The organism is Dysgonomonas sp. HDW5B (genome assembly GCF_011299335.1).
Taxonomy (GTDB): Bacteria; Bacteroidota; Bacteroidia; order Bacteroidales; family Dysgonomonadaceae; genus Dysgonomonas_A.
On sequence record NZ_CP049858.1, the window covers coordinates 3599036 to 3623621 of the forward strand.

At 34.4% G+C, this 24586-nt stretch carries 16 protein-coding genes; 7 read left to right on the top strand and 9 right to left on the bottom strand.

From position 1 onward, the window contains the following. Positions 1 to 10 precede the first annotated feature (10 nt). The 5 genes from G7051_RS14875 (at position 11) to G7051_RS14895 (ending at position 9279) form a co-directional block, all read left to right on the top strand. The gene (locus tag G7051_RS14875; protein ID WP_166201470.1) at positions 11 to 646 is read left to right on the top strand and encodes an NAD(P)H-dependent oxidoreductase; all 636 of its coding nucleotides are present in this window, start codon (positions 11 to 13) and stop codon (positions 644 to 646) included. A gap of 66 nt (positions 647 to 712) precedes the next feature. Beyond that, positions 713 to 1213, top strand: coding sequence for a thiol peroxidase (gene tpx / locus G7051_RS14880; RefSeq protein ID WP_166201472.1), 501 nt, complete (start codon positions 713 to 715; stop codon positions 1211 to 1213). Between the two features lie 786 nt (positions 1214 to 1999). After that, positions 2000 to 5404, top strand: coding sequence for a SusC/RagA family TonB-linked outer membrane protein (locus G7051_RS14885; RefSeq protein WP_166201474.1), 3405 nt, complete (start codon positions 2000 to 2002; stop codon positions 5402 to 5404). A gap of 11 nt (positions 5405 to 5415) precedes the next feature. Next, the gene (locus G7051_RS14890; RefSeq protein ID WP_166201476.1) at positions 5416 to 6984 is read left to right on the top strand and encodes a SusD/RagB family nutrient-binding outer membrane lipoprotein; all 1569 of its coding nucleotides are present in this window, start codon (positions 5416 to 5418) and stop codon (positions 6982 to 6984) included. A gap of 231 nt (positions 6985 to 7215) precedes the next feature. After that, a complete protein-coding gene (locus G7051_RS14895) occupies positions 7216 to 9279 on the top strand; it encodes a hypothetical protein (RefSeq protein WP_166201478.1) in 2064 nt (687 codons plus the stop codon). Between the two features lie 80 nt (positions 9280 to 9359). On the opposite strand, the gene G7051_RS14900 is transcribed toward G7051_RS14895, so the two are convergent. The 4 genes from G7051_RS14900 to G7051_RS14915 all read right to left on the bottom strand — a co-directional run bounded on the left by G7051_RS14900 (position 9360) and on the right by G7051_RS14915 (position 13495). Next, complete coding sequence (locus G7051_RS14900; RefSeq protein ID WP_166201481.1) at positions 9360 to 10391, bottom strand: hypothetical protein; 1032 nt, start codon at positions 10389 to 10391, stop codon at positions 9360 to 9362. 198 nt (positions 10392 to 10589) lie between these two features. Further along, complete coding sequence (locus G7051_RS14905; RefSeq protein ID WP_166116682.1) at positions 10590 to 11606, bottom strand: hypothetical protein; 1017 nt, start codon at positions 11604 to 11606, stop codon at positions 10590 to 10592. A gap of 160 nt (positions 11607 to 11766) precedes the next feature. Then, complete coding sequence (mscL, locus tag G7051_RS14910; protein ID WP_166116684.1) at positions 11767 to 12186, bottom strand: large-conductance mechanosensitive channel protein MscL; 420 nt, start codon at positions 12184 to 12186, stop codon at positions 11767 to 11769. Between the two features lie 64 nt (positions 12187 to 12250). Then, complete coding sequence (locus G7051_RS14915; RefSeq protein ID WP_166201483.1) at positions 12251 to 13495, bottom strand: hypothetical protein; 1245 nt, start codon at positions 13493 to 13495, stop codon at positions 12251 to 12253. Positions 13496 to 13824: 329 nt separating this feature from the next. On the opposite strand from G7051_RS14915, the gene gldG reads away from it, so the two are divergent. Beyond that, positions 13825 to 16236, top strand: a complete 2412-nt coding sequence (gene gldG / locus G7051_RS14920) for a gliding motility-associated ABC transporter substrate-binding protein GldG (protein ID WP_166201485.1) — start codon at positions 13825 to 13827, stop codon at positions 16234 to 16236. A gap of 72 nt (positions 16237 to 16308) precedes the next feature. Here gldG and G7051_RS14925 read toward each other — a convergent pair whose 3' ends face one another. The 4 genes from G7051_RS14925 to G7051_RS14940 form a co-directional block, all read right to left on the bottom strand. Continuing rightward, positions 16309 to 16911 (bottom strand): nitroreductase family protein, encoded by a 603-nt coding sequence (locus G7051_RS14925; RefSeq protein ID WP_166201487.1) that lies wholly within the window; start codon positions 16909 to 16911, stop codon positions 16309 to 16311. 223 nt (positions 16912 to 17134) lie between these two features. Continuing rightward, entirely contained in the window at positions 17135 to 17494 is a 360-nt protein-coding gene (locus tag G7051_RS14930) for a DUF805 domain-containing protein (protein ID WP_166116692.1), read from the bottom strand. Positions 17495 to 17705: 211 nt separating this feature from the next. Continuing rightward, complete coding sequence (locus G7051_RS14935; protein WP_166201489.1) at positions 17706 to 18374, bottom strand: flavin reductase family protein; 669 nt, start codon at positions 18372 to 18374, stop codon at positions 17706 to 17708. A 125-nt stretch (positions 18375 to 18499) separates the two neighbouring features. Further along, positions 18500 to 21226, bottom strand: a complete 2727-nt coding sequence (locus G7051_RS14940) for an AsmA-like C-terminal region-containing protein (protein WP_166201491.1) — start codon at positions 21224 to 21226, stop codon at positions 18500 to 18502. A 185-nt stretch (positions 21227 to 21411) separates the two neighbouring features. Here G7051_RS14940 and G7051_RS14945 point away from each other — a divergent pair, with 185 nt between their 5' ends. After that, positions 21412 to 22551 (top strand): hypothetical protein, encoded by a 1140-nt coding sequence (locus G7051_RS14945; RefSeq protein ID WP_166201493.1) that lies wholly within the window; start codon positions 21412 to 21414, stop codon positions 22549 to 22551. 49 nt (positions 22552 to 22600) lie between these two features. Here the strand turns inward: G7051_RS14945 and G7051_RS14950 are convergent, their stop codons facing one another. Beyond that, a complete protein-coding gene (locus G7051_RS14950) occupies positions 22601 to 24571 on the bottom strand; it encodes an ABC-F family ATP-binding cassette domain-containing protein (protein ID WP_166201495.1) in 1971 nt (656 codons plus the stop codon). Between the last annotated feature and the right edge of the window lie 15 nt (positions 24572 to 24586).

Consider the following 24586-nt stretch of genomic DNA (forward strand, 5'->3'; position numbering starts at 1 on the left):
TGTAAATAAGATGAGTTTATTAGAACAAGCAAAATGGCGATATGCCACAAAGAAATTTGATCCGTCAAAGAAAGTAGATCAAAAATTAGTAGATCAAATTGTTGAAGCAGCCAGAATGGCTCCAACTTCATCAGGATTGCAACCATTCAAAGTTATTGTCATAACTAATGAAAAGGTGAAAAAGGAAATAGTTCCTATCGCTTGGGAACAGCAGCAAGTTGCAGATTGTTCGCATTTGTTAGTTTTTGCTGCATGGGATAATTACACCGAAGAACGGATAGATCATATATATGGTATTACTACTGAGGCTAGAGAGCAACCGGCTGATAGATACAAGGATTATACAGACCGTTTAAAATCGATTTATTTGCCTCGTCCTGACGAAGAAAATTTTGCTCATGCAGCCCGCCAATCGTATATTGCCTTTGCTTATGCAATAGCAATGGCAGCTGAACTTAAAGTGGATACTACTCCTATGGAAGGGTTTGACAATGATGCTTTAGATAAGCTGTTGAACCTTCGTGAAAAAGGATTAAGAAGTGTAACTATGCTACCGTTAGGTTATAGAGATGAAGCTAACGACTGGTTGGTGAACATGAAGAAGGCAAGACATCCTCAATCCGAATTTATTATTGAAATAAAATAAGCTTTTAAAATTAAACGAAATGCAGAATAGTCTGCACTAAATATTCACTTATAAAATATAACTCAAATGTCACAAATTACATTAGGCGGTCAGGCGGTAAATACAATAGGTAGTTTACCGGCTTTAAAAACTAAAGCAGCAGCTTTTACATTGGTGAAACAAGATTTATCAGAATTATCTCTATCGGATCTTAAAGGTAAAAATGTAGTCTTAAATATTTTCCCAAGTTTAGATACAAGTACTTGTGCTGCTTCGGTAAGAAGATTTAATAAAGAGGCTGCAAGCTTATCAAATACAGTAGTATTAGCTATTTCTGCAGACTTACCATTTGCAGCAGGCAGATTTTGTACAGCAGAAGGTATTGAGAATGTTGTTCCTTTATCAGTATTCAGAGATGAGGCTTTTGGTAAAGATTATGGAGTTTTGTTAGTAGATGGCCCTTTGAAAGGGTTACTTGCCAGATCTTTGGTTGTCATAAACCCTGAAGGTGAAGTTTTGTTTACTGAACTGGTTTCTGAAATCAAAAATGAGCCTAATTACGAGGCTGCGTTAGCTGTGTTGAAATAATCTTTATTATTTTCCAGTTAAGCGGTTTAGTCCGATATCTAAACTAGAATATTTAGAAAATAATATTCTTAAGAAAATTTGAAATTCATTTATATTAGTAAGGTAAGCTGTACAGCTTACCTTATTCTTTTTATGCACATATTTTCTGAATTGTTCCTGGATTATTTCCAGTTCATATTTATACTATATAAGCATTTTGTCTTTTTACTTCTTTTAGTGACTGCACATTGTTTTTAACTAGGCTTTTTTAAACTATTAAAGCTTTGACCATATAGTTTTACTTTGTTATAATGATTGTTTTATTGAATGTTTATGATACTTCTGGATGGTTTTATCTTTTTTATTATTTATTTCTGATTATTATTTCCTGATTATTGTGTTTTTTTTGAAATGTTTTTGTTGTTGTCAAAATGATTTATTTGCGAGATGTTATATAACATATTAAGTTAATTAACATCTTTTTTTAGATTTTATTATTGTATTCTTGAGGTGTTGTTAATTCTGTTAAATGCCTTGTTTATAGAAGGATGTAGTCGATCTGTTCTTGTGGTTATCATGGAGTTTCACAATTATATGTTGCTTATTGTATCTTTTAGTTAAAAGTGAAAATCTCGCTTAAAACCACTTGAAACTCTTTGGTAGAGCCAGTTTTTGCTTTAATAACTAGGGAGTTATTGTTAAAAAAATAATCTGTAAAATCTTTTTTTTATATTTTTTTTGTATTTATATTTGCTGAACGGAACTAGATTGATTAATAAATCTGAATTTAATTAAAACTAATTTTCTATGAAGAAAAAGGCTATTAACCTTGCGCAAACGCCTATGGCTGTTAAGCGGGTTTTGTTTGCGTTTCTCTTTTTTTCTGTTTGGGCAGTACCTAATGTTGGTGCTAATCCTATCTTAGCAGAAGAAAAAGTAAATGAAGAGCAAGTACTCCAAGATGGAAAGCAGATTGTGGTAAAAGGATCTGTCGTAGATTCTAACAATGAACCTCTTATTGGGGTAAGCGTGAAAGTAGCAGGTACTTCTATTGGTACAGCTACAGATTTTGATGGTAATTTTACAATAAACGTACCACGAGTAGGGTCAGTATTGGAATTTACTTATGTTGGATATACTTCTCAAAAAGTAACTGTAGGAAATAATACTACACTTGCTATTGTAATGGAAGATGATTCTCAAATTCTCTCTACAGTAGTTGTTACAGCTCCTATTGGGGTACAACGTCCTCCTAAAGAAATTGGATATTCAGTGAGTTCCATTTCTGCAAAACAATTAACTGAGGCTGGAACGACTAACTTTGCTTCGGCAATGTATGGTAAGGCTGCTGGTGTTAGAATTAATGCTGCTCCTGGTGGTGCAACCAGTGCTGTGAATGTTCAGATTCGTGGTGTGAACTCTTTGAACTATAACCAGCAACCTCTATATGTTGTTGATGGTATCATGATTCGTAATGATGGACAAAATGGAAAAGATGGAACTAATAATGCTGGTTATTGGACAGATCAAAAAATTCGGGGTAATGGAGCTTTAGATATCAACCCTCAGGATATAGAATCTATGACCATTCTGAAGGGAGCTAGTGCATCTGCATTATATGGTTCTGATGCAGCAGCTGGAGTTGTTGTTATTACAACTAAAAAAGGTTCTAGAGGTGATGGTTTAGGTGTTGAACTTAACTATAATGGCGCTTTTGAAAGTGTATCTTCTTTGCCTAATTATCAAAAAGTATATGGACCAGGGTACGATCCAGCCACAAATTTAAGTAATGGAAATATTGATGGTTGGTTGTCTGATACTAACTCAACTGTAAATAATGGACTACGTCCATGGTTTTCTGCATGGGCTCAATTTGGACCAAAATATGATGGTCGAGAAGTGAGTTGGTGGGATGGAACGACACGTTCGTATGCTGCAAAAGATGGAAATAATCTTAAAGATGTTTTTCAAGTAGGATATGGATCTGTTCTAAATTTAGCTTTATCTAAGCAAACAGACAAAGTTAATTATCGTTTATCATATACCCGCTTAGATTATACTGGAACTCAACGAGGTTCGGAACAACAAAGAAATACTTTCAATTTAAATTCGGTAGTAAATGTTTCTAAAGATGTAACAGTAGATGTTGTTGCAAACTATATGAATACAAAAACTCATAACCGTCCGGAATATATGGATCGTATTTTCAATAATTATGGAGGTATGATCAATAGAGCGGAAAGCATAGATAATTTATTGGATCGATATAAAGATGCTAACGGATATAAGTTTGTAACATATGCGGATAGGCTCAGCAGACCAGGAATGGAGCACCTTACTTATAATACGAATTCTGCAACATTAATGGATTATTTTTGGGGTAGACTTCGTAATAATTATGATGAAACAGAGAATCGTTTCATGAGTAGTGCTAATTTGAACTGGGATTTATTGGGTAATGGCAAATTGAAATTCAGAGGGCGTATCGGAAATGATTATACAGGAATAAATATTCAAGATGAAAAGTATACTGAGTATCCTATTATTTACAACACTAATAATAGTAGTGGAGGATATGCTGTAACAAGTAATCAATATTCAATCATCTACGGCGATGCTTTACTTTCATATTCTGAAAAGTTGTCTCCTGACTTTGGGTTTACTATTGCTGGAGGTATGCAAGGAAGACAAGAGGATTACAAAACTCAGACCGCATCCACAACTAGTGGGTTGAATGCTGAAAACTGGTTTTCATTAAAGAATTCTTATGGAATTATAGATTCAAAATCGACAAGAGCCAGTATGCTTAAATATGCTTATCTAGGAATTTTAAATCTTGCGTATAAAGATATGTTATTCTTAGAGATGACAGCTAGACAAGAGTATGCTTCAACTCTTCCTCCAGATAATAATAGTTACTTCTATACTTCGACCAATGGTAGTTGGGTTTTTACTGATGCTTTTCAAGTACCTACATGGTTAACTTATGGTAAGGTAAGAGCTTCTTATGGTGTTGTAGGTAACTCTCCTCTTATGTATCTTGCAAATGTTGCTTATGATCAAAAATCATTGCAGACAGCCAATAATGGTTCAGTGGCTGCACTAACGATGAATAATGCATTTGGAAATCTAAATCTAACTGCTGAGATGAAGCATGAGTGGGAGTTTGGTCTTGAAAGCCGTTTTTGGGATGATCGTATTAGCTTAGATGTAAGTTATTATACGAACAGAGTAAAAGATCAGATAATGGAAGTTGCTGTTCCTCTATCAAGTGGTGCCCGTAGTCAGATAGTGAATGTTGGCGAAATTGGTAGTAAAGGTTTGGAGATCGCAACAAGCATTACTCCGCTTATTGGCGATTTTAGATGGACTACTCGCTTAAACTGGTCTTTCAATCAATCGAAAGTATATTCTTTAGCAGATAATGTTCCTGAGCTTATATTCTGGAATGAAGAGCAATCCAGTATAAAAATTTCAGCGAAACCAGGCGAAAAATTAGGAAATATTTATGCTTTTCCTCGTAAGAGAAATGATAAAGGAGAAATATTGATTAGTGATGCCGGTCTATACATTATGGATGAAACCAAATATGAGAAAGTTGGTAATATTATGCCTGATGTTATCGGAGGTTGGTCAAATACATTTAATTACAAGAATTTTTCTTTAGATTTTACTATTGATTATCGTTTTGGTGGTAAAATTGTATCTCAAGGTACTAAATATTCTACTAGTGCAGGATTGTTAGAGAAAACTATGAAATATAGGGATGCAGAAAACGGAGGTATGGCTTGGACTTTTACCGCTGATGATGGAAAACAATATCAACGTAATGATGGTCTTATTCTTGAAGGAGTGAATGTAAATACAGGCGAAAAAAATGCCAAAGTTATTTCAGCTGCTGATTACTATATAAATACTTTTTACTGGGGTAAAGATGCATGGAATGAAGAGGGTATGGTATTTGACAATGATTTCATTAAATTCCGTGAAATTACTTTAGGATATAATATACCTACTGCTTATGCGAACAAGATATTCTTGTCAAATTTACGCTTTTCTTTATTTGCCAGAAATTTATTCTATATCTACAAAACAGCGAAAGATATAGATCCTGAAGCTTCTATCGGATCTAGATGGTGGTCACAAGGTGTTGACAGTGGAGCTTCTATGGCATCCAGAACTTTCGGATTCTCATTAAATGCTAAATTTTAAAGACAATGAAGATGAAACGAATATATATAATAGCTTGTGCATTATTGTCACTGCTAATTTTGACGCCAAGTTGTAATCCAGAGGACAAATTTCTTGACCCGGAGAAAACAACACAAGGTAATGTGTCGACTCTTTTTACAGCTATGCTTAATAATCAGAGGATGAGGACGGAATACTGGCAAGTGAGAACTATCGCTGTAGAACATGCAGGCAGGTATTCACAGACTTTTATTCTACCTAATGGAAGTAAGCAATATCATCAAACTGAACAGTATGTGAGTGAATATTGGAGAGATTTTTATACACCAGAATATGGAGGTCCTATGGCAATGTATCGCCAAATGGAAAATGTGAATAAATCTCTTTCACAAGCTGATCAGGATGCCAATGCCGTGTTTTTTGCTGCAGCTAAAGTCGTTTTGTATGACTATGCAGGAACATTAGTAGATATGCTTGGAGATATTCCATTTTCAGAAGCAGGAAGTTTGCAACTGACAAGTGTGAGTACACCTGCGAAGTTTGATAATCAGGAAGCTTTATATCGAATGATGATTGATGATTTAGACGCCGTAAATACATATTTTAAAACAGCGACTACTACTACTGTTTTTAGTAAACAAGATATCTTGTTAAGTGGTAATATTGCTAAGTGGAGAAAGTATGGTAACTCTATTCGTTTGCGATTACTTATTCATATGTCTTATGTGGATGAGAACTATGCAAAGGAAAAAATTATGGCAATGCTAAATAGCTCAGACTATCCCTTAATCGATGGTGATAATAACCCCAATTATAATCCTTCAGCAGGAGATGTTTTAAATGCTCCGCTTTCTACTAATATTGAAAACTTGAAACAGGCTTTGTCGGAAGGTAGTACGCAAATTGCTCCCGATTTTATGTTGAATAAACTGATGCTTCCAACTAAGGATGTTCGTATAGATGTTCTCTTTGACAAAAATGGTTTATCTGAATATAAGGGGTTACCAATAAATACTCCTAGTGAGTCTATATCATCTATGTCGTCAGATTACTCATGCTGGGATTCAACTACAGTCTGGCAGAATAAAAATATACCAGGGGTGAGAATGACAGCATCCGAAGTTAATTTTATTAAAGCAGAAGCACAACAACGTTGGGGAGATCCTGCAAAAGCAAAAACTGCGTATGAAACAGCTATAAAGCAATCAGTATCTTTTTATTATTATTTGAATAATACGGCAAGTAACACTTCAGCAGGTGGAGGATTCCGTCTAGAGGTGAAGCCTTCTGATGATATTATAAATAAATTTGTAACTGAAAGAGTTGCTTATACAGGTTCAACAGATGCTCGATTAGAGTTGATTGGTACCCAAAAGTGGCTTCATTTAGGTTGGTTACAATCGATTGAGACTTGGACTGAGTATCGTCGTACAAAATATCCAAAATTGTTACCTTTCCCTTCAGCAGGTATGGAACCTGGATATACTCAGCCACCTACGCGCTTACAATATCCGATATTAGAAACAGCTTATAATCCTAATTATAAAGATGTACAGGCTAAAGATACCCGTGATACTAAAATATTTTGGGATGTGAAGTGATGATGAATTTTACAATATAATTTAAAGAGAAGCTATTTCATTAGGAATAGCTTCTTTTTTTATTGATATTCTTTTATTGCACTATATATGCTTACTTTTGTATGATCTAAATTTTGAGTGCTATAAAATTTTAGATGAAGGTATAATTGAGAGGTTATTAAATTTTGATTATTTAGATGTAGTTTTGGAACTAGAACCTAATAAAAGATAATTGAAAGTACTAAAAAGTATATGAAAGATAATAATATAGAAGAATATCGTAAGAATTTATTAGAGAAGAAGAATTTATTGGATAATGCTATTGTGCAATTGAAGAGCGAATTTATAGGTATTGATAATGTTATAGATCAAATTGCAGATGCGATTGGCTCGTGGCTGTTTTTCCCTGAAATGCAGGAAAAACCTGTTATTATCAATTTATGGGGATTAACCGGAATTGGAAAAACATCACTGGTAAAACGTTTTTCTCAATTGATAGATTATAATGAGCGGTATTATCGCTTTGATTTAGGTGAAAGTACCGGTAAGTACTTCGATATACAGGATTCTTTTAAGGAGATATATGAAAATTGTGATAAAGAACCCTTTATAATTGGCTTAGATGAATTTCAATTTGCACGAACTATAAATGAGAAGCAGGAAGAGATAGATAAATCTTCATCCCGTGCCATTTGGGATTTATTGGATAGTGGAAAGTTTGATTTAATAGATTTCAACTATAATATAGGTGTATTTAGTAAATTAATAAAGAAGCTTGATTTAGCATTAAATAAAGGAGTTGAAGTTGCTAAAGGAGTAGTTACGGAAAACTATGAGATACATAAAGATATACTGGAACTCTCGGAAGAAGATGATAATGATGACGATGATGGAGATGAATCTTTAAAAACAAAGAATGAAAAGAAATTGTACTTTGTTCCTGAAGTAAATCTGAATAATATCTTTTATGCTGTTTCAGATATGTTTCTTTCGAAAAGTGAATTGAGAGAAAAACTGAATGATCTGGACGGAGAGAGTACAATCGAATATTTGATTCAGTTGTATAAAAAAACACTGAAGCCCAAAACTGTAGACTGTTCTAAGGCCTTGGTATTTATTATGGGGAATCTGGATGAAGTATATTCTATGACTCATGATTTTAATCCGGATATGAATGCTGATGAGTTTAATAAGCAATCGTTGAAAATTTCAGTTACTCAGGTGAAGAATGCCTTATTGGCTCGATTCAGAAGTGAGCAAATTGCACGTCTAGGCAATATTCATATTATTTACCCATCTTTTACATCGGAAGCTTTTCATCAGATAATAGATTTAGAGTTATCTAAAATAAAAAAGAAGATTAAAACAATTTATCATTTTGATCTGACTTTTGATAAGGGAATAAATAACCTTATTTATGAAGAAGGGGTTTACCCGACACAAGGAACTCGGCCTTTATTTACTACCGTACAACAGATTGTGAATGCTCGTTTAGGTAAAATTTTGAATGAGATTTATATCAATGGATATTTTGTAGATAGGTTGCATTTTGCAATTGACGAAACAGAATCGATCAGTGATTCGGTCTCTTTAATTATAAAGTTTTATAAAGACGAAAAGTTAGTTCATACATGGACTGATAAACAAGCCTTGGTATTAGGAAAGTTACGTAAAGAAAAATTGAATGATGAACAGGCTATTGTAGCGGTACATGAGAGTGGACATGCTATTGTTTCGTCTATATTGATGCGTACCATACCTGATTCGATATTTTCAGTAACAGCTGATAGTAATAGTCAAGGGTTTGTGTTGGCACGTCCTCAATGGAATTATATCTCAAAGAAAGAAATTGTAAATCGTCTGGCGGTTTTGATGGGAGGATTAGTTGCCGAGCGTATCATTTTTGGTGATGAAAATATTACTATGGGTGCTAGTAGCGACTTACAGAATGCAACTAAGCTTGCAACATATGTTCTTTATGCATGTGGTATGGGAAATATGTTAGCATTGTTTGGTAATGAGAATATGGATGAAACTCCCAGTATTATTTTTGATGATGCTCGTGAAGGTATAAATCGAGAAGCTAAGGCTTTATTAGAAGCAGCTGAAAAATTGGCACAGGAGACACTCGAAAAACAAAAAGTCCTTTTGTTGCAGTTAGCTAACTATCTTAGTGATAAGAGGGCAGTAAGTAAGGATTTAATGATGGATTTCCTGATTAAATATGCCGTAGATTTCAGAAAAGAGGATATTATAACTGATGCAGATCATTTATTTTACAGGGATCATCTGAAAAAGCAGGTCGAAAAGCTTTAATAGACAAAAGTATATTATAAAATTAAAAAGGTGAAACTACAGCGTTTCACCTTTTTAATTTTATAAGAAGGCCACGTGTTTTATCGTCGAATTTTAGCCATAGCAACAATATCTGATACTGTTTTTTGTGGATTTGGATTATTCATGATAAATTGAACATAGAAGCCTCTGATATATCCATTTGGTAATTCTTGATATCCCTCAGGAATAGAATCTGTAAGACTTAATTTTTTTATATCTGTTTGTGTTTGATTGATATATAATTTATATCCAAGTTCTTCATCTGTTAGTTTACGGCACCATCGTATAGGCATCCAATGCCATGTTTTGCCTACATCTCCATGAGGGTAGTCATCTATAGAAACTTTACCGTCCCATGTTTGCCACATAGCGGCTTGTGTGAATCCGTAAAAATCGCCGGTTGAAACGTTAATTAATTCATTGTCTGTATCCTCGTGATTATGTTTTAGTTCCCAAACTTGCGGTCCGTTAAAACGAGCTCCCCCAGGCATTAGATTGAAGCCATATTTATTTGTGTTGTTAGGGCCAAACCAATAAGTTAAACCTAGTATAGATATCGGATTCTCACCGGCTTTTACTGTTAACGAAAGGCGTACATCTTGCTCACTTCCATTGCCACACATGGCAAATAGTTGTTGGAAATCTTTAGTAGATGCTGAGCTCCAATTATTAGTCAGTATTTTATCTTTGCCCTCATAGATAACGCATTTGCTTTTATCTTCGAGGTATTCAAAACGATTACGATCGTAGTAAGGACCGCAATATTTATTAATGTCCTCAATACTTATATTTTTGAGTGCTAGGGGATTCATCCTATATCTAGTAAGTATCAACTCTATGTCTGATTTTGTAAAAGGTTGTCCTGGGCAATGATTAATATTACTATTCATCCAAAGGTATTCCCCAATTTTAACGGCTTTATACTCGGCTGATGTATTTGCAAAACTGTCATAAAATACTAAAGGAATAGTTGAATCGTTTTCTACGGGAGGAGGGGGGAGAGGATTAGACTCGGTAGGTTCATTAAACGTATCGTCACTGCAGGACATGAAAATTACTAATAAGATTAATAAAAGGTTACTGAATTTCATTTTAGTGTTATTATTTTGTATGAATATCAAAGATAGGTAATTTTTGTAAAATTTAAAAATATAGGTTAAAATAAGACTGTTTAAGTGTTAATTTGATTGGGTGCTAGTAGATGATTCTCTATTAAAAATACGTGTAAAGAATAGGCTGTATATCTATTCTTTACACGTATTTTAAGGGTGTTAAATTGTTACTCTCTATTATTGATATAAACTTTTAGCCATTGCAACAATCTGTGCTACCGTTTTTTGAGGATTGGGATTATTCAGAATAAACTGAACATAGAATCCTCTAATATATCCATTTGGCAATTCGCTATACCCACCAGGGGCAGATGCATTAGGGGTTAGTTTTATAATTTCACTTTGTGCTTTATTGATAAATAGCCTATAACCTAGTTCTATAGCTGTAAGCTTTCGGCACCATCGCACAGGCATCCAATGCCAATATTTTGTTGGATCTGTATGTGGATAATCATCAATAGAAGCTCTTCCATCCCATGTAGGTATTACTACGGCTTCAACAAACCCATAGAAATCACCTGTTTCGACATTAAAATATTCTACATCGTTGAGAGTATGATTTAATTTCCAGACTTGAGATCCATTAAACCGGGCTCCCGATGGCATTAAATTGAGTCGATATTTATTCGTGTTATTGGGACCAAACCAGTAAGTTAATCCAGCTTTAGCAACCGGATTACTTCCGGCTTTAACAGTAAGGGTGGTTCGTACATCTTGCTCGGTGGCATTGCCGCACATTGCAAATAGTTGCCGTACATCGCTGTTAGATGGTGCTCCCCATCCTGAGGTTAAGACTTTGTTTTTACCTTCATAGATCACACAGATGTCTCTGTCTTCAAGATATTCGAAACGTTCACGGTCATAATATGGACCGCAATATTTATTAATTTCCTGAGCACTTACATTTTTGAGGAGAGTAGTATCTATTCTATATCTCTTTAGGATAAGATTTATATCTTCTTTGCTAAAGGACTCGCCGGCATAGTGGTTTATATTGCTATCGATCCAGAGATATTCGCCTATTCTTACAGCATTATAACTTGTTGACGTGTTTAAAAGATTATCAACAAAAACAAGAGGAGTATTGAGAGCATTTTCATACGGTGAAACTGGAGGAACAAGTGGACCTTCAAATTCTTCATCACTGCAAGATACAAATCCAAGTAGGATTAATAAAAAATTATCAAGTTTCATAAGGCATTCTTATTTAGTTTTAATTTGCAACCAATCAACATCCAGCAACTACGCTGACTTTGTTGACTATGAAACTTTCTAGTGTCAAATAGAGCTAGATAACTAAAAAAGAGCCTTATGTTTTATTTCTTAATCTTATACTAAAATAGTGACGAGATCATTATTTTTTTTCTTTGAGAAGATCTCTGATCTCAGCAAGTAAAACTTCTTCTTTGGATGGGGCAGGAGGGGCTGCCGGTACTTCTTCTTTCTTATTCTGAAGACTGTTCATTCCTTTAATAACAAAGAATATAGCAGTTGATATAATAACAAAGTTGATAACCATCTGTATGAAGTTGCCATAATTGAGGCTAACTGCCGGTAGTGCAGTTCCGGCTCCATTCACAGAAGCTTCTTTTATAACGAATTTTAAATCTGAAAAATTTACACCATTAAGAAGTACTCCGATCGGAGGCATAATAACATCATTCACAAGTGAATTTACAATCTGCCCGAATGCTCCGCCGACTATTACCCCGACTGCCATATCGACCACATTACCACGCATCATGAATGCTTTAAGCTCTTTTATTATTGCCATGTTTATTGTTTTATTAGTTATACTTTCTCATTATAAGTGTTGATTGTATAACATTGATAAGTTATTAATTGTTTAATAAGATTTCTATTTTCTTCTCACCGTCTTCCGTATAAGTTTTGATGTAAGTTTGGCCTTTAGCCATTTTTTGTATCAGAAAATAATTAGTCAAGTATTCCGGATAAAATTCTTGTATATTATTACTGAAAAATAAAGATATTGTTTGTGGACTTATATTTATAGGATCAAAAGCTGTCTTTATTTTATACTGTCCATTTTCTTTAAGATACTGAACCAAAGCTTCCCTGTCAGCAGAGACCAAAAGGTAGTTTTTATAGAAAGAAAGATAAACTGGTGAATCATGATGAAAAACCTCACGTCCCATTTGTTCTGACGTCATATAGATATGCTGATTACCCAAAACGACATCTCTGGTACTAAATTTTCTTTGGATATAGTTTACTTCCAGTTTATTTAAATGATTGTAGATATCAAAACGATCCTGCATATATTTTAGTGCGTATATGGGGGATTTCTGATTTTTATTTAGTATAAAACCATATGATGGTGCATTAAACAGACATATAAGCGAACTTGATATACTTGCCGCGTCTGTATTTATAGTATATGAGATTAGAGAATCGGGAAATATAGAATAATCAATAGCTATACTGTCATTTTCGGAAGTAACCTCATTAGGCCAGTTGTCTGAAAATGTATTATTTGTAAAACCGGCCAATTCCATTTGATTTCCTTCTAAATCGATATTAAAGGCCGTAAAAAATGTGCTGTTATTAAAATAGAGATTTGCATCATAGCTGGTTTTTATTTTCTTAGCTATTTCGGCTGCTTGTTTTTTACTGAATATATTATTGGAAGCATCGGTATCAACAAAACTTTCTAATAAAGTGTAATTGTATCCACCTATGAAAAACCCCTGATAAAACATGCAAGAAAAAAAACGGTTGTCATTTGCCGGATAAAAGAGAATCTTAACATCTTTATATATTCTAACCTTGGGGGCGAAAGACGAGAATAAGGTATTCTTCAATAGTGATCTAATTCTCGACTCTTGTTCGCTGGTTACTTTACTTATTATATATAAGTCTTTTTTATGCTCAGCAATTAATATAGGATAAGTGAGGGAGCCTTCGGCAGAGAGTATTATATTTTCAAGTTCAGGAAAAGAAGCCGTGAACGCTTTTAAACTCTTTTTTTTGTTGATTTGTAATATACCTGTTACTTCGGATGGAATATGAGTGTAGATATCTGTTTCAAATACTCCCTTATCATGGGTAAGCTTTTGAAACATAACAATGCCAATTGTTATTATTAAAATAACTAATAAAGATAAAAGGCTTATTTTTACTCCGGATTTTATTCGCATATATTAAACGAGGTATCAGACTTAATTGGTAACCTCTATTAATTACTAATAATTATTTTATTGTACTAAATTGGCTAATTACAAAGATATAGTAATATTTCTTTAGATTTAACTTCTATACATAACAAAAAGGCATCATTATAGTTTATCGATTGTATATCTTTGTGGCTATAAGGTTCTGAGATATTATTGTTGATAGTCAATATTTAGAATAGCGGATAGGTAGCAAGTAATGTTTAAAAGGTAGATTTCGGATGAGAGTTTTGATACGAAAAGAATTGATTTCAATACTATGCTCAGGTATAGGATTATTTTTTGCACTGATTTTTTTACTTGCAAACGGATTAATGCTTTGGCTTTTTGAGGGTAATTTCAATATTCTGGATATTGGTTATGCTAGTTTAGATAAATTCTTTAGTCTTTCATCTATACTTCTTTTACTTCTTATTCCTGCATTAACTATGCGTCTTATTGCTGAAGAAAAGCGGACTCGTACTTTAGATATGCTTCGTTCGCGTCCTATAAGCGTTTCCCGAATTGTATGGAGTAAATGGATATCTGCTTTAATTTTTGTGATTATAGTGATATTACCCACTCTCATATATGTTTATACTTTATCAGCTCTAAGTAATTCGGTCGGAACTCTTGATATTGGGGTTATACTTTTATCGTATGTGTCATTAATATGTTTGTCAGGAGTTTTTATCGCTCTGGGGATATTTGCTTCATCTCTTTCACAGAATCAAATTGTATCATTTATACTAGCTTTGCTTTTAAACTTTATAGTATATTTTGGTTTCGACTTGTTGAGTACCATATTCCAAACGGGAAGTACTAGGGTATTTATTGCTTCATGCGGCTTGTACCATCATATAATACAAATACAAAGAGGAGTTGTTACGATTGGTAATATATGGATATTTATTAATTATATTCTTATTGCATATTTGATAACTATTTGTATTCTGACCCTTAACAATAAAAATGTAAAAAAAAGACTATTGACTTTTGGAATAGGTCTTTTAGGACTTAATATTATAATACTTTTCTTGCCAAATACTCAGCTTGATCTAACTCTGGATAAAAGGTATACAATTGGTGATTATTCGAAGGAACTCGTTTCTACGATTGCAGATAATAGTACTGCTAAAGTAAAAATAAATGTGTATCTGGAGGGAAACTTGAATTATGGTTTTCAGCGTCTGCGGAATGCTACAAATCAATTCTTAATTGATCTGAATCGTTATGCAGATTATAAAATGGATATTTCTTTTATTGATCCTTCATCACTGCATATTTCAAGAGAAGAACTTCCTGAATATATGGCTAAGCATGAAATGCCATCGGTTATGCTCAATGAAGTTGATAGGGATGGAAAGGTTAGTAAACAACTGATTTATCCTTATGCGGAAGTGATTGTGAATCAAGATACTCTGCAAGTCCCTTTATTAAAGAATATAAAAGGGAATACTGCAGAAGAAAATTTGACAGCTTCTATCGTTAATCTTGAGTTTCAATTTGTAGATGCTTTACGCCTCTTATTGAGAAGTGAACCTCAGGCTATTGCTTTTATAGAGGGACACGGAGAATTACCTCGTGCTTATGTGTATGATGCCGAAGAAGCTTTGGCGAAGTATTTCTTTGTTAATAGGGGACAAATAGGAAACGACCCATCTGTGTTAGATGATTTCAAGGTGGTTATTATTGCAGGACCTACACAACGATATTCGGAAACTGAAAAGTATATTCTAGACCAATATTTGATGAAGGGCGGGCGTATTCTCTGGCTCATTGACGGAGCTTATGTTTCTTTAGACGACTTGGCTAATAAAGGACAATCTGCCAGTATGAAGAATGAGGTAGCTCTGGATGATCTTCTTTTTACTTATGGGGTTCGTATAGAGCCTAATTTTGTACAAGATTCTCAGTCCTCGCAAATATTAGTGCAAAACCATTCAGATGCACAACCTGTAAGTATTCCTTGGTATTATTCACCTTTGTTGCTGCCATCGTTTGACAATATAATAACTAAAGACATTACAGACGTAAAAGCTGCATTTGTGAGTAGTATTGATTTATTAAATAAATCGAAGTTGGCAGCTAAAAATATTCTTTTGACAACTTCTCAACATAGTCGTATTATTCCTGTACCGGAAATGATAACTTTTGATGTAGAACATATTCAATCGGATGCAAACTACTTTAAAGATTCATTTCTTCCGATTGCTGTGGCGTTGGAAGGTAAATTTCAATCCGCTTTCAATAATCGGCTAATACCCGATAGTGTCAATCAGCAAAATCACAAAATGCAGATCGAGAGTGTAGATACTAAAATGATTGTTGTAGGCTCGTCCGATATTATAAAGAATGAAATAATAGGGGAGGGCGATGATTCCGAAGTGTTGCCTATGGGGTATGATCGGATATCAGGACGCAGATACGGCAATAGAGATTTTATTATCAATGCAATTAACTGGCTTGCAAATGATGATGGTTGGATGGAACTTCGCTCGAAAACACAGAAGTTGAATTTATTGGATAAGAGACTAATTTACGAGAGTAGAACTAAATATACAATTTTAAATATACTATTTCCTTTATGTTCTATCATCTTGATTTTGGGAGGTGTTACTTTATGGCGTCGTTTTAAGTATACTCGTAAATGATTATAAAAAAAGAAAGTCCCGATTAAGAGGCTTTCTTTTGTGATTATATGTTATTCTAAAAGATATGAAACCTTATTTAAATACCAATACTCTTTTGTCCAAAGGTGAGAATTCTTTTTCTCCCGGTTCTTGAAGAGGAGTACCAAATGGCATTTGAGCTATTAGTTTCCAGTTAGAATCCAGATTCCATGTTTTAGCAACTTCTTCGTCTATTAATGGATTATAATGTTGTAATGAAGCTCCTAATCCGGCATCTTCTAACATATTCCATATGGCAAATTGATGCATTCCAGCAGTGTGTTGTGACCATTTAGGGAAATTATCGTTGTATGATGGAAATTGTTTTTGTAAGCCTTCTACTACTGCCTGGTCTTCGAAATATAAGATTGTTCCATACCCTGCTGCAAAACAACCATCAATTTTATCTTCTGTTGCTTTGAAACTCTTTTCAGGTACAATTTTTCTCAATGTTTCTTTTACAATACTCCATAGTTTAAGGTGATTTTCTCCGAGTAATAAAACAGCCCTTGTTGATTGAGAATTGAATGCGGATGGTACATGTAGTACTGCATATTCCACAATTTCTTGTATTTCTTTGTCTGAGATTGGAGAAGTGTTACTTATTGAATAATAAGTTCTGCGATGTTTAATTGTTTCTTTAAAATTACGAGCCATAATTGTTTATAATTTAGTTTATATATTAACAACGAGTCACTTTCTTTTGTTGTGTTTCAATGTGTCTTTTTAAGTATTGAAAATGCTTTCACTAATTACATTTCCTATTGGTTTTTAATTAGCAGTGTAAATTTAGTTACACTATATACAGTCATAATACAGAAAAAGCCCCTTTTTAAAAGGGGCTTTTTACATATTTCTTCAATATTTTAAACCATATGGTTTAGATATTTGATACTTCTTTAGGATTGGCTCCATACTCGTTTGATCCTGGAGTTCCGTCCTGAACTAAAAGATAAAGAAGATAAAAGTTTGCAATTGGAACGATACCAAGTAGTAAAAACCAACCGCTTTTGCTAATATCGTGTAGTCTTCTTACACCTACGGCTAAACTAGGTACTAGTAATGCTAAACCTAAGATACTACCTACGATTTGCATTCCGATGATACTGTCAATAATACCAGCAACAATAGCTAGGATAATATAAACAAGGATATACATCCAGTATTCTTGTCTTCTTGCTCTGCCGTTAAAATCAGCATATTTGTTTTTTACTGCGTCTAAAAAGTAATTGAAATTCATAATTGTTTTATTTTAAATAATTTGAAAATTGAATAACCTATTAAATTGTCCTGTTAAGAGCTTAATGTGTCATTTGACAAATTGCTTTGCAAAATTAATAAATTTTATCATACAAATATCAAATTAATGCTCCATTTTTTCACAATTATGAATATATTGCTTATTGTCAAGTGGTTGTCTTTGGTTTGCTCCCTGTTGTTTAACAAATAGGTTATTTTCGTAACCAAACCTTAGTTATATCTCCTATTAACAACTGGTGATATCCTTTACCGCTTTTCTTTGCATCTTCTAAGAATTTTTTATCCTCAACTTCTTTCGCGTCAGCAGGATTAATTGTAGACTGTTGTATTAATTTACATTCTAAAACAAGAAAGGCTTCTTTGTAAGTTATATTTCCGGAAGGAGTATCCACTTTAGTTAATTTCAATTCTTTCATTTTGTCAGAATCACGACCCGTTTTACTACCTAAGAAGAGTACTTGATCCTTGTATGCATCATCAAAAAAGGAAAAAGTATATCTTCCCTCTTTCTTTATTAATTCTAAGGTATAACGCCCTGCATTCAGCGTACACCAAGCAACCTGTTTTTCATATAATCTTCCCCATCCACCCCAGCTGGCAGTCATCGAATTATATATACTATCCGTTCCGGCAGTAATTACAGAGTAGTTTTCACCTAATAATTTGAATATATTCTGATCGATATCTTTTGCATCAATAGCTTTAAATAATTCATCGAAACTTTTATTTGCGACATCGGCTGTATTTGTAGATACAGTTGTGCTGTCGGTTGTTTGTTTATCAGCCTTTTGTTCTTTTGAAGCGTTATTACATGATGATAGCAATACAACACTCACGAATAATAAAATAATCTTTTTCATCTTTTTATAATTTGTATATCAATTCATTAAAATATTATGACTCTTCTATATTTACTGACTTTTCAATTTGCGATAAGTATCGATTTCTTACCATACTTTTCAAAGTAATAAATAGGGAAGATGTATTATTGAGCTTCTAGTTTCTTGATTTGTACTTCAGCCTCATCAGTAAATTTTTTGCCATTCTTTTTTGCTTCTGATACAAGTTGCTCTGCCGCTTTTTGTGCAGCAAGTTTAGCTAATGCTCCTTTAGGTTCGGCAGCACTAACAAGTTGTTGTCCCCGTTTTTGTGCTTCCTCTACTAATTTATCATTGGCTGTTTTAGCATCATCGCGAAGTTTTTGGATTTGTTTTGCTTTTTCTTCTCCGGCTTTAGCTGTTAGATCCTCTTGTTTATCGCTTGCACTTCCTCCTAATAACTTACCGACTGTATCGCCTGTTAATAGATTTCCTATGAGGCTTTTGGTATCAACTCCAATTTTAGGGTCGCTAAATGTACCTCCTATAGTAATAGGAATATTGCTTAAATAAGCATTTGCCATTGATTTCGGTAAGGTAATGGAGCCCTTATAATTGATAGACTGGTCTAGTCCTGTTGTGCCTTCAAGATTTAGCTTTCCTCCGTCTCCTATACCAATACTGAATGGTTTTGTATTAATTTTACCATCGTTGATGCTAAATGGAATACTTACATCTTTTGCCGAGAATGATTTAAGAGCATCAGTTTTGAGACTTGATGATAATTTGTTTAAAGCCTCTACACCTTCTACTTGCACATCATTAGCTTGTAAAACGCCACTGGCGGTTAGTCTGCTTAGCATTTGCAATAAGTTGTCACTCATCGATGCATTCATATTCATACTCATTGAATAATTCCCCAATACTTTATCAAAAACAGGTGCAAATTTCTGAATAGATTCTACGGACTTGAATGTTTCGGCGAAAGAAGCTTTATTGATATTTGCATTCAATGTTACTTTCGGATTTTTAGGATCGATAGCTGTACTGTATGATCCCGTAACTTTGGCTGTTCCACCTAAGGCATTTCCTGTTACATCCTGCATGGTTATTGTACCGTCTTTTACAGTTATAGCTCCTTTTAGGTTGGTAATATCGACTTTTCCGTATATAACATGCTTCATATCTGCATTTAGTGCAAAGTTTAGATTTGTTGGAACTACAAAGTTTTCAGAAGATTGATTTGATGATGTTGTTGGAGTTGCATCTGTAGGATTCTGTTGATTCCCACTGGCTGCGACTGTACTTTCCCCCATAAAATCGTTGAGATTGAAGTAATTCGATTTTAGAGAAAGCTGCCCTTTTAATGTTTGATCTTTTAGAGCATAGGCAATGAAATTTTCGAGACGTCCTGTTGCTGAGATATCATTCTTTCCGATTTTCACATCCAATGACGATAGGTTCACATATTGTGGTGTGAATCCTAGCTCTGCATTATTGATAACAATATCTTGCATATCGCTGGATTTGTAAATCATGTTATTCATTTTCAAAGCTCCACTTGCATGTACATTTTGATATTGCTCTTTCTCAATAGCCGACATTCGTGCTGCGATATCAAGGTCCGCAGTAAGCTTTCCGTTTAGTTCCGTTCCTTTATCTAGAGGATATACTTCTTTGATCACTGCTAAATCAATTATTCCCTTCATATGAGCTTTGAGGTTGGGATCACTCATTGGAGTCTGAATGTTCAGGCTGGCAGCGAATGGATTGCCTGCCATCGTAAAATTAAATTTACTGATGTCGATGATTGTATTATCAAAAGAACCGCCTTTATTACTGATAGCCATTTCCACATTAATATTATCAACCGATTTGGGTAATGATGGATATTGAAACATGGCATTATTGATGAGTAGTTTGAAGTCAAACGCCGGATATTGTTCACCTTGCATCAGGCCTTTTATAAATCCATCCATAGAAGCTGTGCCCGAGGTTTTGATGTCTTTAAAATCTTCGGTATACATAGCCGGAAGTATCGACAGAATGTCTTTAAATTGTGTTTCGGGAGCTTTCAGTTTCAGGTCAAAATCCATCCCTTCTTCACCTACCATTGCTAAAGAACCGTCAATAGACGCTTTTACGTCATTTAATTGTAGGTCGCTTTCTACAAATGTAAACTTGATTTTTTCCATATCAGCATCAATAGTTGCATTTGCCAATCCTTTTATTTTAGACAGATAAGGTATTCCATCCATAATAAATGATACTTCGCCAATGGTCGATTTTGTCTTCAGAGTCGTGTTATTTGCACTAAAGTCGCCTGATACTTCACCATTCCAATTGTTTAATATAACTTTCATATTGGATTGCTGATCATCATAGGTTAGTTGACAATTATCCAAAGATACTTTTTGTAACTTGAGATTAAATGAAGAGGAGCTTCCTTCTTTATTATTATCGGCGGTTGGAGTAACTTCTGCTGAATCTACTTTAACGATGCCCCAATTGACCCGCCCGTCAGTTAATACCTTGGCATATACAACTGCTCCGTTCATATTGATTTTTGATACTTCGTAGTTTCCCTTCAATACTTGCATTATATTCAAAGTAACATTCGCTGATTTGGCTCTTACTAAGGTATCTCCTGCAAAATCACCTATCCCGCTAAGAGACATATCTTCAAGAGATAGTGTTATATTGGGGAAATTTGAAAAAATACTGACTCCAAAATCCTTTACATGTAGTTCTGCATTTAAATTTTTATTAGCAGCATCAATCACCGCATCTTTGATCTTATCTTTAAAAAGAAATGGAATTGAAATCATAATTGCAAGAAGCAGCACGAAAACTCCGCCTCCTATTATCAAACCTTTTTTTACACCTTTTTTCATTTTTTCTGTTAGTTGTTTTTATTGGGTCTAAAGTTAAATCATTAGTTTACTACAATTGTAAGGATAATTGTTAATGTATATGAATGTATTTTGGTATAATGGGGTTGGTGTGTTCTGAAAAAAGATGAATTTTTATTAATTTTGTTTTCGAAATGTTTATGAAAAATAATGAAAAATAACAAACTATGAAAATTCGACTCTTTTCTTTTTTTCTCCTCTTTTTTATAAGTGGACTTTATGCTTTTAGCCAAAACTATTCTAATATAGTGAATTATAACTTTAATGGAACACCAACTTATGGTGTGAAGATTAAAACTAATTTGCCTTTTACGAATAGTAGCCAAATGCCGACAATTAGAATTGAAGGCTATAATTATACAGCACATATTGCATCAGTTTCCACAATTAATTTAGATATAGCATGGTATATTTATGATAATCAGTTCTATGTTCCTACGGCATCTAGTTCAGGAGGTACAGCTCCTAATATTTGGTTGAGTAACGAAAATGGTAAGGTCGTTATTTTTTTAGATCAGAAAATTTTTTATCAAAGATTTACTGTGAGCGCTTTTGCTCAGGGAATGAATGAAAAGTCCGAATATTTTCAAGGATGGACTGTTGTTGATTCTCCTCTAGCCGGGACTCAACAAAAGCAGGTTCCTTATAAAAATGTTTTTGGGGGTAGAGTTGGTGTTGGAACGGAAAACCCAGAATGTGAGCTTGATGTAAACGGTAATGTGAGTTTAGGTTCTTATGATGGTTCGATTATGCCCAAATTAATAATAAAGGGACCTAACAGTCCATTTGGGAAAGCAGGTCAAAGAGACATAAGTTTTGAGTTTGCATCAGCAGGAAAATCAGTAATTAGAGCCTATAGAGGTGGTTCGTGGGATAATTGCCTTCAGTTTTTGACAACATGGGCAAGTTCAACACCTTATGTGCGGATGCATATTGCAGCGAGTGGAGACGTAGGTATTGGAACTGAGGATCCGCAAGCTAAACTGGATGTACGTGGGACAATCTCTGCATCGGAAGTTAAGGTTCAAGTATTATCAGGTGCTGACTACGTTTTTAATCCTGACTATGAGTTAAAACCACTATCAGAAGTTGAAGCTTTTGTTAAAGAAAACAAGCATTTACCAGAAATTCCCTCTGAAAAACAAATGCAGGAAAATGGTCTTAGTATGAATGAATTTCAAATAAAACTACTTCAAAAAATAGAGGAACTTACTTTATATACAATAAGTCAAGAAAAGAGATTGAATGAGCAACAATCTATAATTGAAAAACAAAATAAGAGAATAGAACAACTGGAGAATAAATAATTAGAGTATTTTATACTATAAAAAAGAGAGATCAAAGGATCTCTCTTTTTTATGATTTAATTCTCATTTCTTCGAGTTCCATTGTGATTAGTTCCCAAGTACTCATTTCGTTTTCTATATCTTTTGACATCTTACCATGTTTCTCAAATAGAGTAGGATCGCTTGATCCTTTGGGAGTGGCAAGGGTTTCCTCTAATGATGCTTTTTCTTGTTCCATCCGTTCTATTTTGTGCTCGATATCAGCGATCTGTTTTTCGAGACGTTTGATAAGGCGATTTAATTCTTTTCGCTCTTCGTATGAAAGCTTATTTTCCGAGGGACTAGAGGCTGGAGTTGCTGTACTAGTCTCATTTGCTTTTGCTATGGATGCTTCAACTTTAGCAGCCGAAACAGCTTCCAACTCCTGTAGAGTATCCATTTTCTTCTTTTGGAGAAATTCGTAAATACCGTATAGGTGTTCTTTTACTTGTTGATTTCCAAATTCGTATACCTTATCAACAAGTCCGTCTAAAAATTCACGGTCGTGAGATACAACTATTACTGTACCATCAAATTCTTTGATAGCGTCCTTCAATACATCCTTTGACCTCATGTCGAGGTGATTGGTCGGCTCATCCAGAATCAAAAGGTTTACAGGTTCTAACAACAAGCGAATCATTGCCAGACGGCTGCGTTCTCCTCCCGAAAGGACTTTCACTTTTTTGTCCGAAGCTTCTCCTCCAAACATAAAAGCTCCCAGTATATCACGTATTTTGGTACGTATATCACCTGTTGCTACATAATCTATCGTTTCGAATACTGTACGATTTTCGTCCAATAATGAAGCTTGATTCTGTGCAAAATATCCGATTTTTACGTTATGTCCCAATTCCAGTTTTCCTTTGAAATCGGTTTCCTCCATGATACATTTGACCAATGTCGATTTACCTTCACCGTTTTTGCCGACAAAAGCAACTTTATCTCCTCTATTGATAGTAAATGTTGCATCTTTAAAAATGAGGTGATTGCCATAACTCTTTTCCAGATTCTCGGCAATAACAGGATATGAACCCGATCGGGGAGCAGGTGGGAATTTTAAGCGTAGACTCGAATTATCTTCTTCGTCTACTTCCAAACGGTCTATTTTATCTAATTGTTTGATTCTCGATTGTACCTGTACAGCCTTAGTTGCTTTATAGCGGAAACGTTCTATAAAATCTTCTGTTTCCTGTATTTGTTTTTGTTGATTTTCATATGCCCTGATTTGTTGCTCACGGCGTTCTTTTCTCAACTCTACATATTTGGTATAATGAACTTTATAATCGTGAATTTTCCCCAGAGATATTTCTATTGTGCGTGTGGTTACAGCGTCCAGAAAAGCCCTGTCATGAGAAACTAGAATAACAGCATTGGCATGGGTTGACAAGAAATTCTCCAACCATTGTATTGATTCAATATCGAGGTGATTGGTCGGCTCATCGAGCAGTAATACATCCGGACGGCGAAGCAATAGCTTTGTTAATTCGATGCGCATACGCCATCCTCCGCTAAATTCATTTGTCGGACGTTCGAAGTCGCTGCGTTTAAAACCTAGCCCGATTAATGTCTTTTCTACTTCTGCCAGAAAATTACCACCTCCTGACATAAGAAACTGCTCATTGAGATATGAAGAACGATCTATTAGATTATGATACTCTTTCGATTCATAATCGGTACGAGTGGCAAGTTGTTCATTCACCTGCTCCAATTCTGCTTCGAGTTGTTGTATATGATCAAACGCCAGAGATGCTTCTTCGAGAACTGTATTCCCATCATTCAGTTGCATATGCTGTGGCAGATAGCCTATAGTAAGTTCCTTAGGATAAGATACATTTCCTTGTGTGGGTTGTTGTATTCCTGCAAATATTTTAAGCATAGTACTTTTGCCGGCTCCATTTTTACCGACAAGTGCTATTCTGTCTTTTTTATTTACGACGAACGATATATTATCGAAAAGAGGACGACCTCCAAATTCTACTGTTAGTCCTTCTATTGAAATCACTTTTTCTAAATTTTA

What these genes read in the sequence shown, in the direction of transcription:
- G7051_RS14875 (WP_166201470.1), top strand. Translation starts at nt 11, where the DNA reads ATGAGTTTATTAGAACAAGCAAAATGGCGATATGCCACAAAGAAATTT.
- tpx (WP_166201472.1), top strand. Translation starts at nt 713, where the DNA reads ATGTCACAAATTACATTAGGCGGTCAGGCGGTAAATACAATAGGTAGT.
- G7051_RS14885 (WP_166201474.1), top strand. Translation starts at nt 2,000, where the DNA reads ATGAAGAAAAAGGCTATTAACCTTGCGCAAACGCCTATGGCTGTTAAG.
- G7051_RS14890 (WP_166201476.1), top strand. Translation starts at nt 5,416, where the DNA reads ATGAAACGAATATATATAATAGCTTGTGCATTATTGTCACTGCTAATT.
- G7051_RS14895 (WP_166201478.1), top strand. Translation starts at nt 7,216, where the DNA reads ATGAAAGATAATAATATAGAAGAATATCGTAAGAATTTATTAGAGAAG.
- G7051_RS14900 (WP_166201481.1), bottom strand. Translation starts at nt 10,391, where the DNA reads ATGAAATTCAGTAACCTTTTATTAATCTTATTAGTAATTTTCATGTCC.
- G7051_RS14905 (WP_166116682.1), bottom strand. Translation starts at nt 11,606, where the DNA reads ATGAAACTTGATAATTTTTTATTAATCCTACTTGGATTTGTATCTTGC.
- mscL (WP_166116684.1), bottom strand. Translation starts at nt 12,186, where the DNA reads ATGGCAATAATAAAAGAGCTTAAAGCATTCATGATGCGTGGTAATGTG.
- G7051_RS14915 (WP_166201483.1), bottom strand. Translation starts at nt 13,495, where the DNA reads ATGTTTCAAAAGCTTACCCATGATAAGGGAGTATTTGAAACAGATATC.
- gldG (WP_166201485.1), top strand. Translation starts at nt 13,825, where the DNA reads ATGAGAGTTTTGATACGAAAAGAATTGATTTCAATACTATGCTCAGGT.
- G7051_RS14925 (WP_166201487.1), bottom strand. Translation starts at nt 16,911, where the DNA reads ATGGCTCGTAATTTTAAAGAAACAATTAAACATCGCAGAACTTATTAT.
- G7051_RS14930 (WP_166116692.1), bottom strand. Translation starts at nt 17,494, where the DNA reads ATGAATTTCAATTACTTTTTAGACGCAGTAAAAAACAAATATGCTGAT.
- G7051_RS14935 (WP_166201489.1), bottom strand. Translation starts at nt 18,374, where the DNA reads ATGAAAAAGATTATTTTATTATTCGTGAGTGTTGTATTGCTATCATCA.
- G7051_RS14940 (WP_166201491.1), bottom strand. Translation starts at nt 21,226, where the DNA reads ATGAAAAAAGGTGTAAAAAAAGGTTTGATAATAGGAGGCGGAGTTTTC.
- G7051_RS14945 (WP_166201493.1), top strand. Translation starts at nt 21,412, where the DNA reads ATGAAAATTCGACTCTTTTCTTTTTTTCTCCTCTTTTTTATAAGTGGA.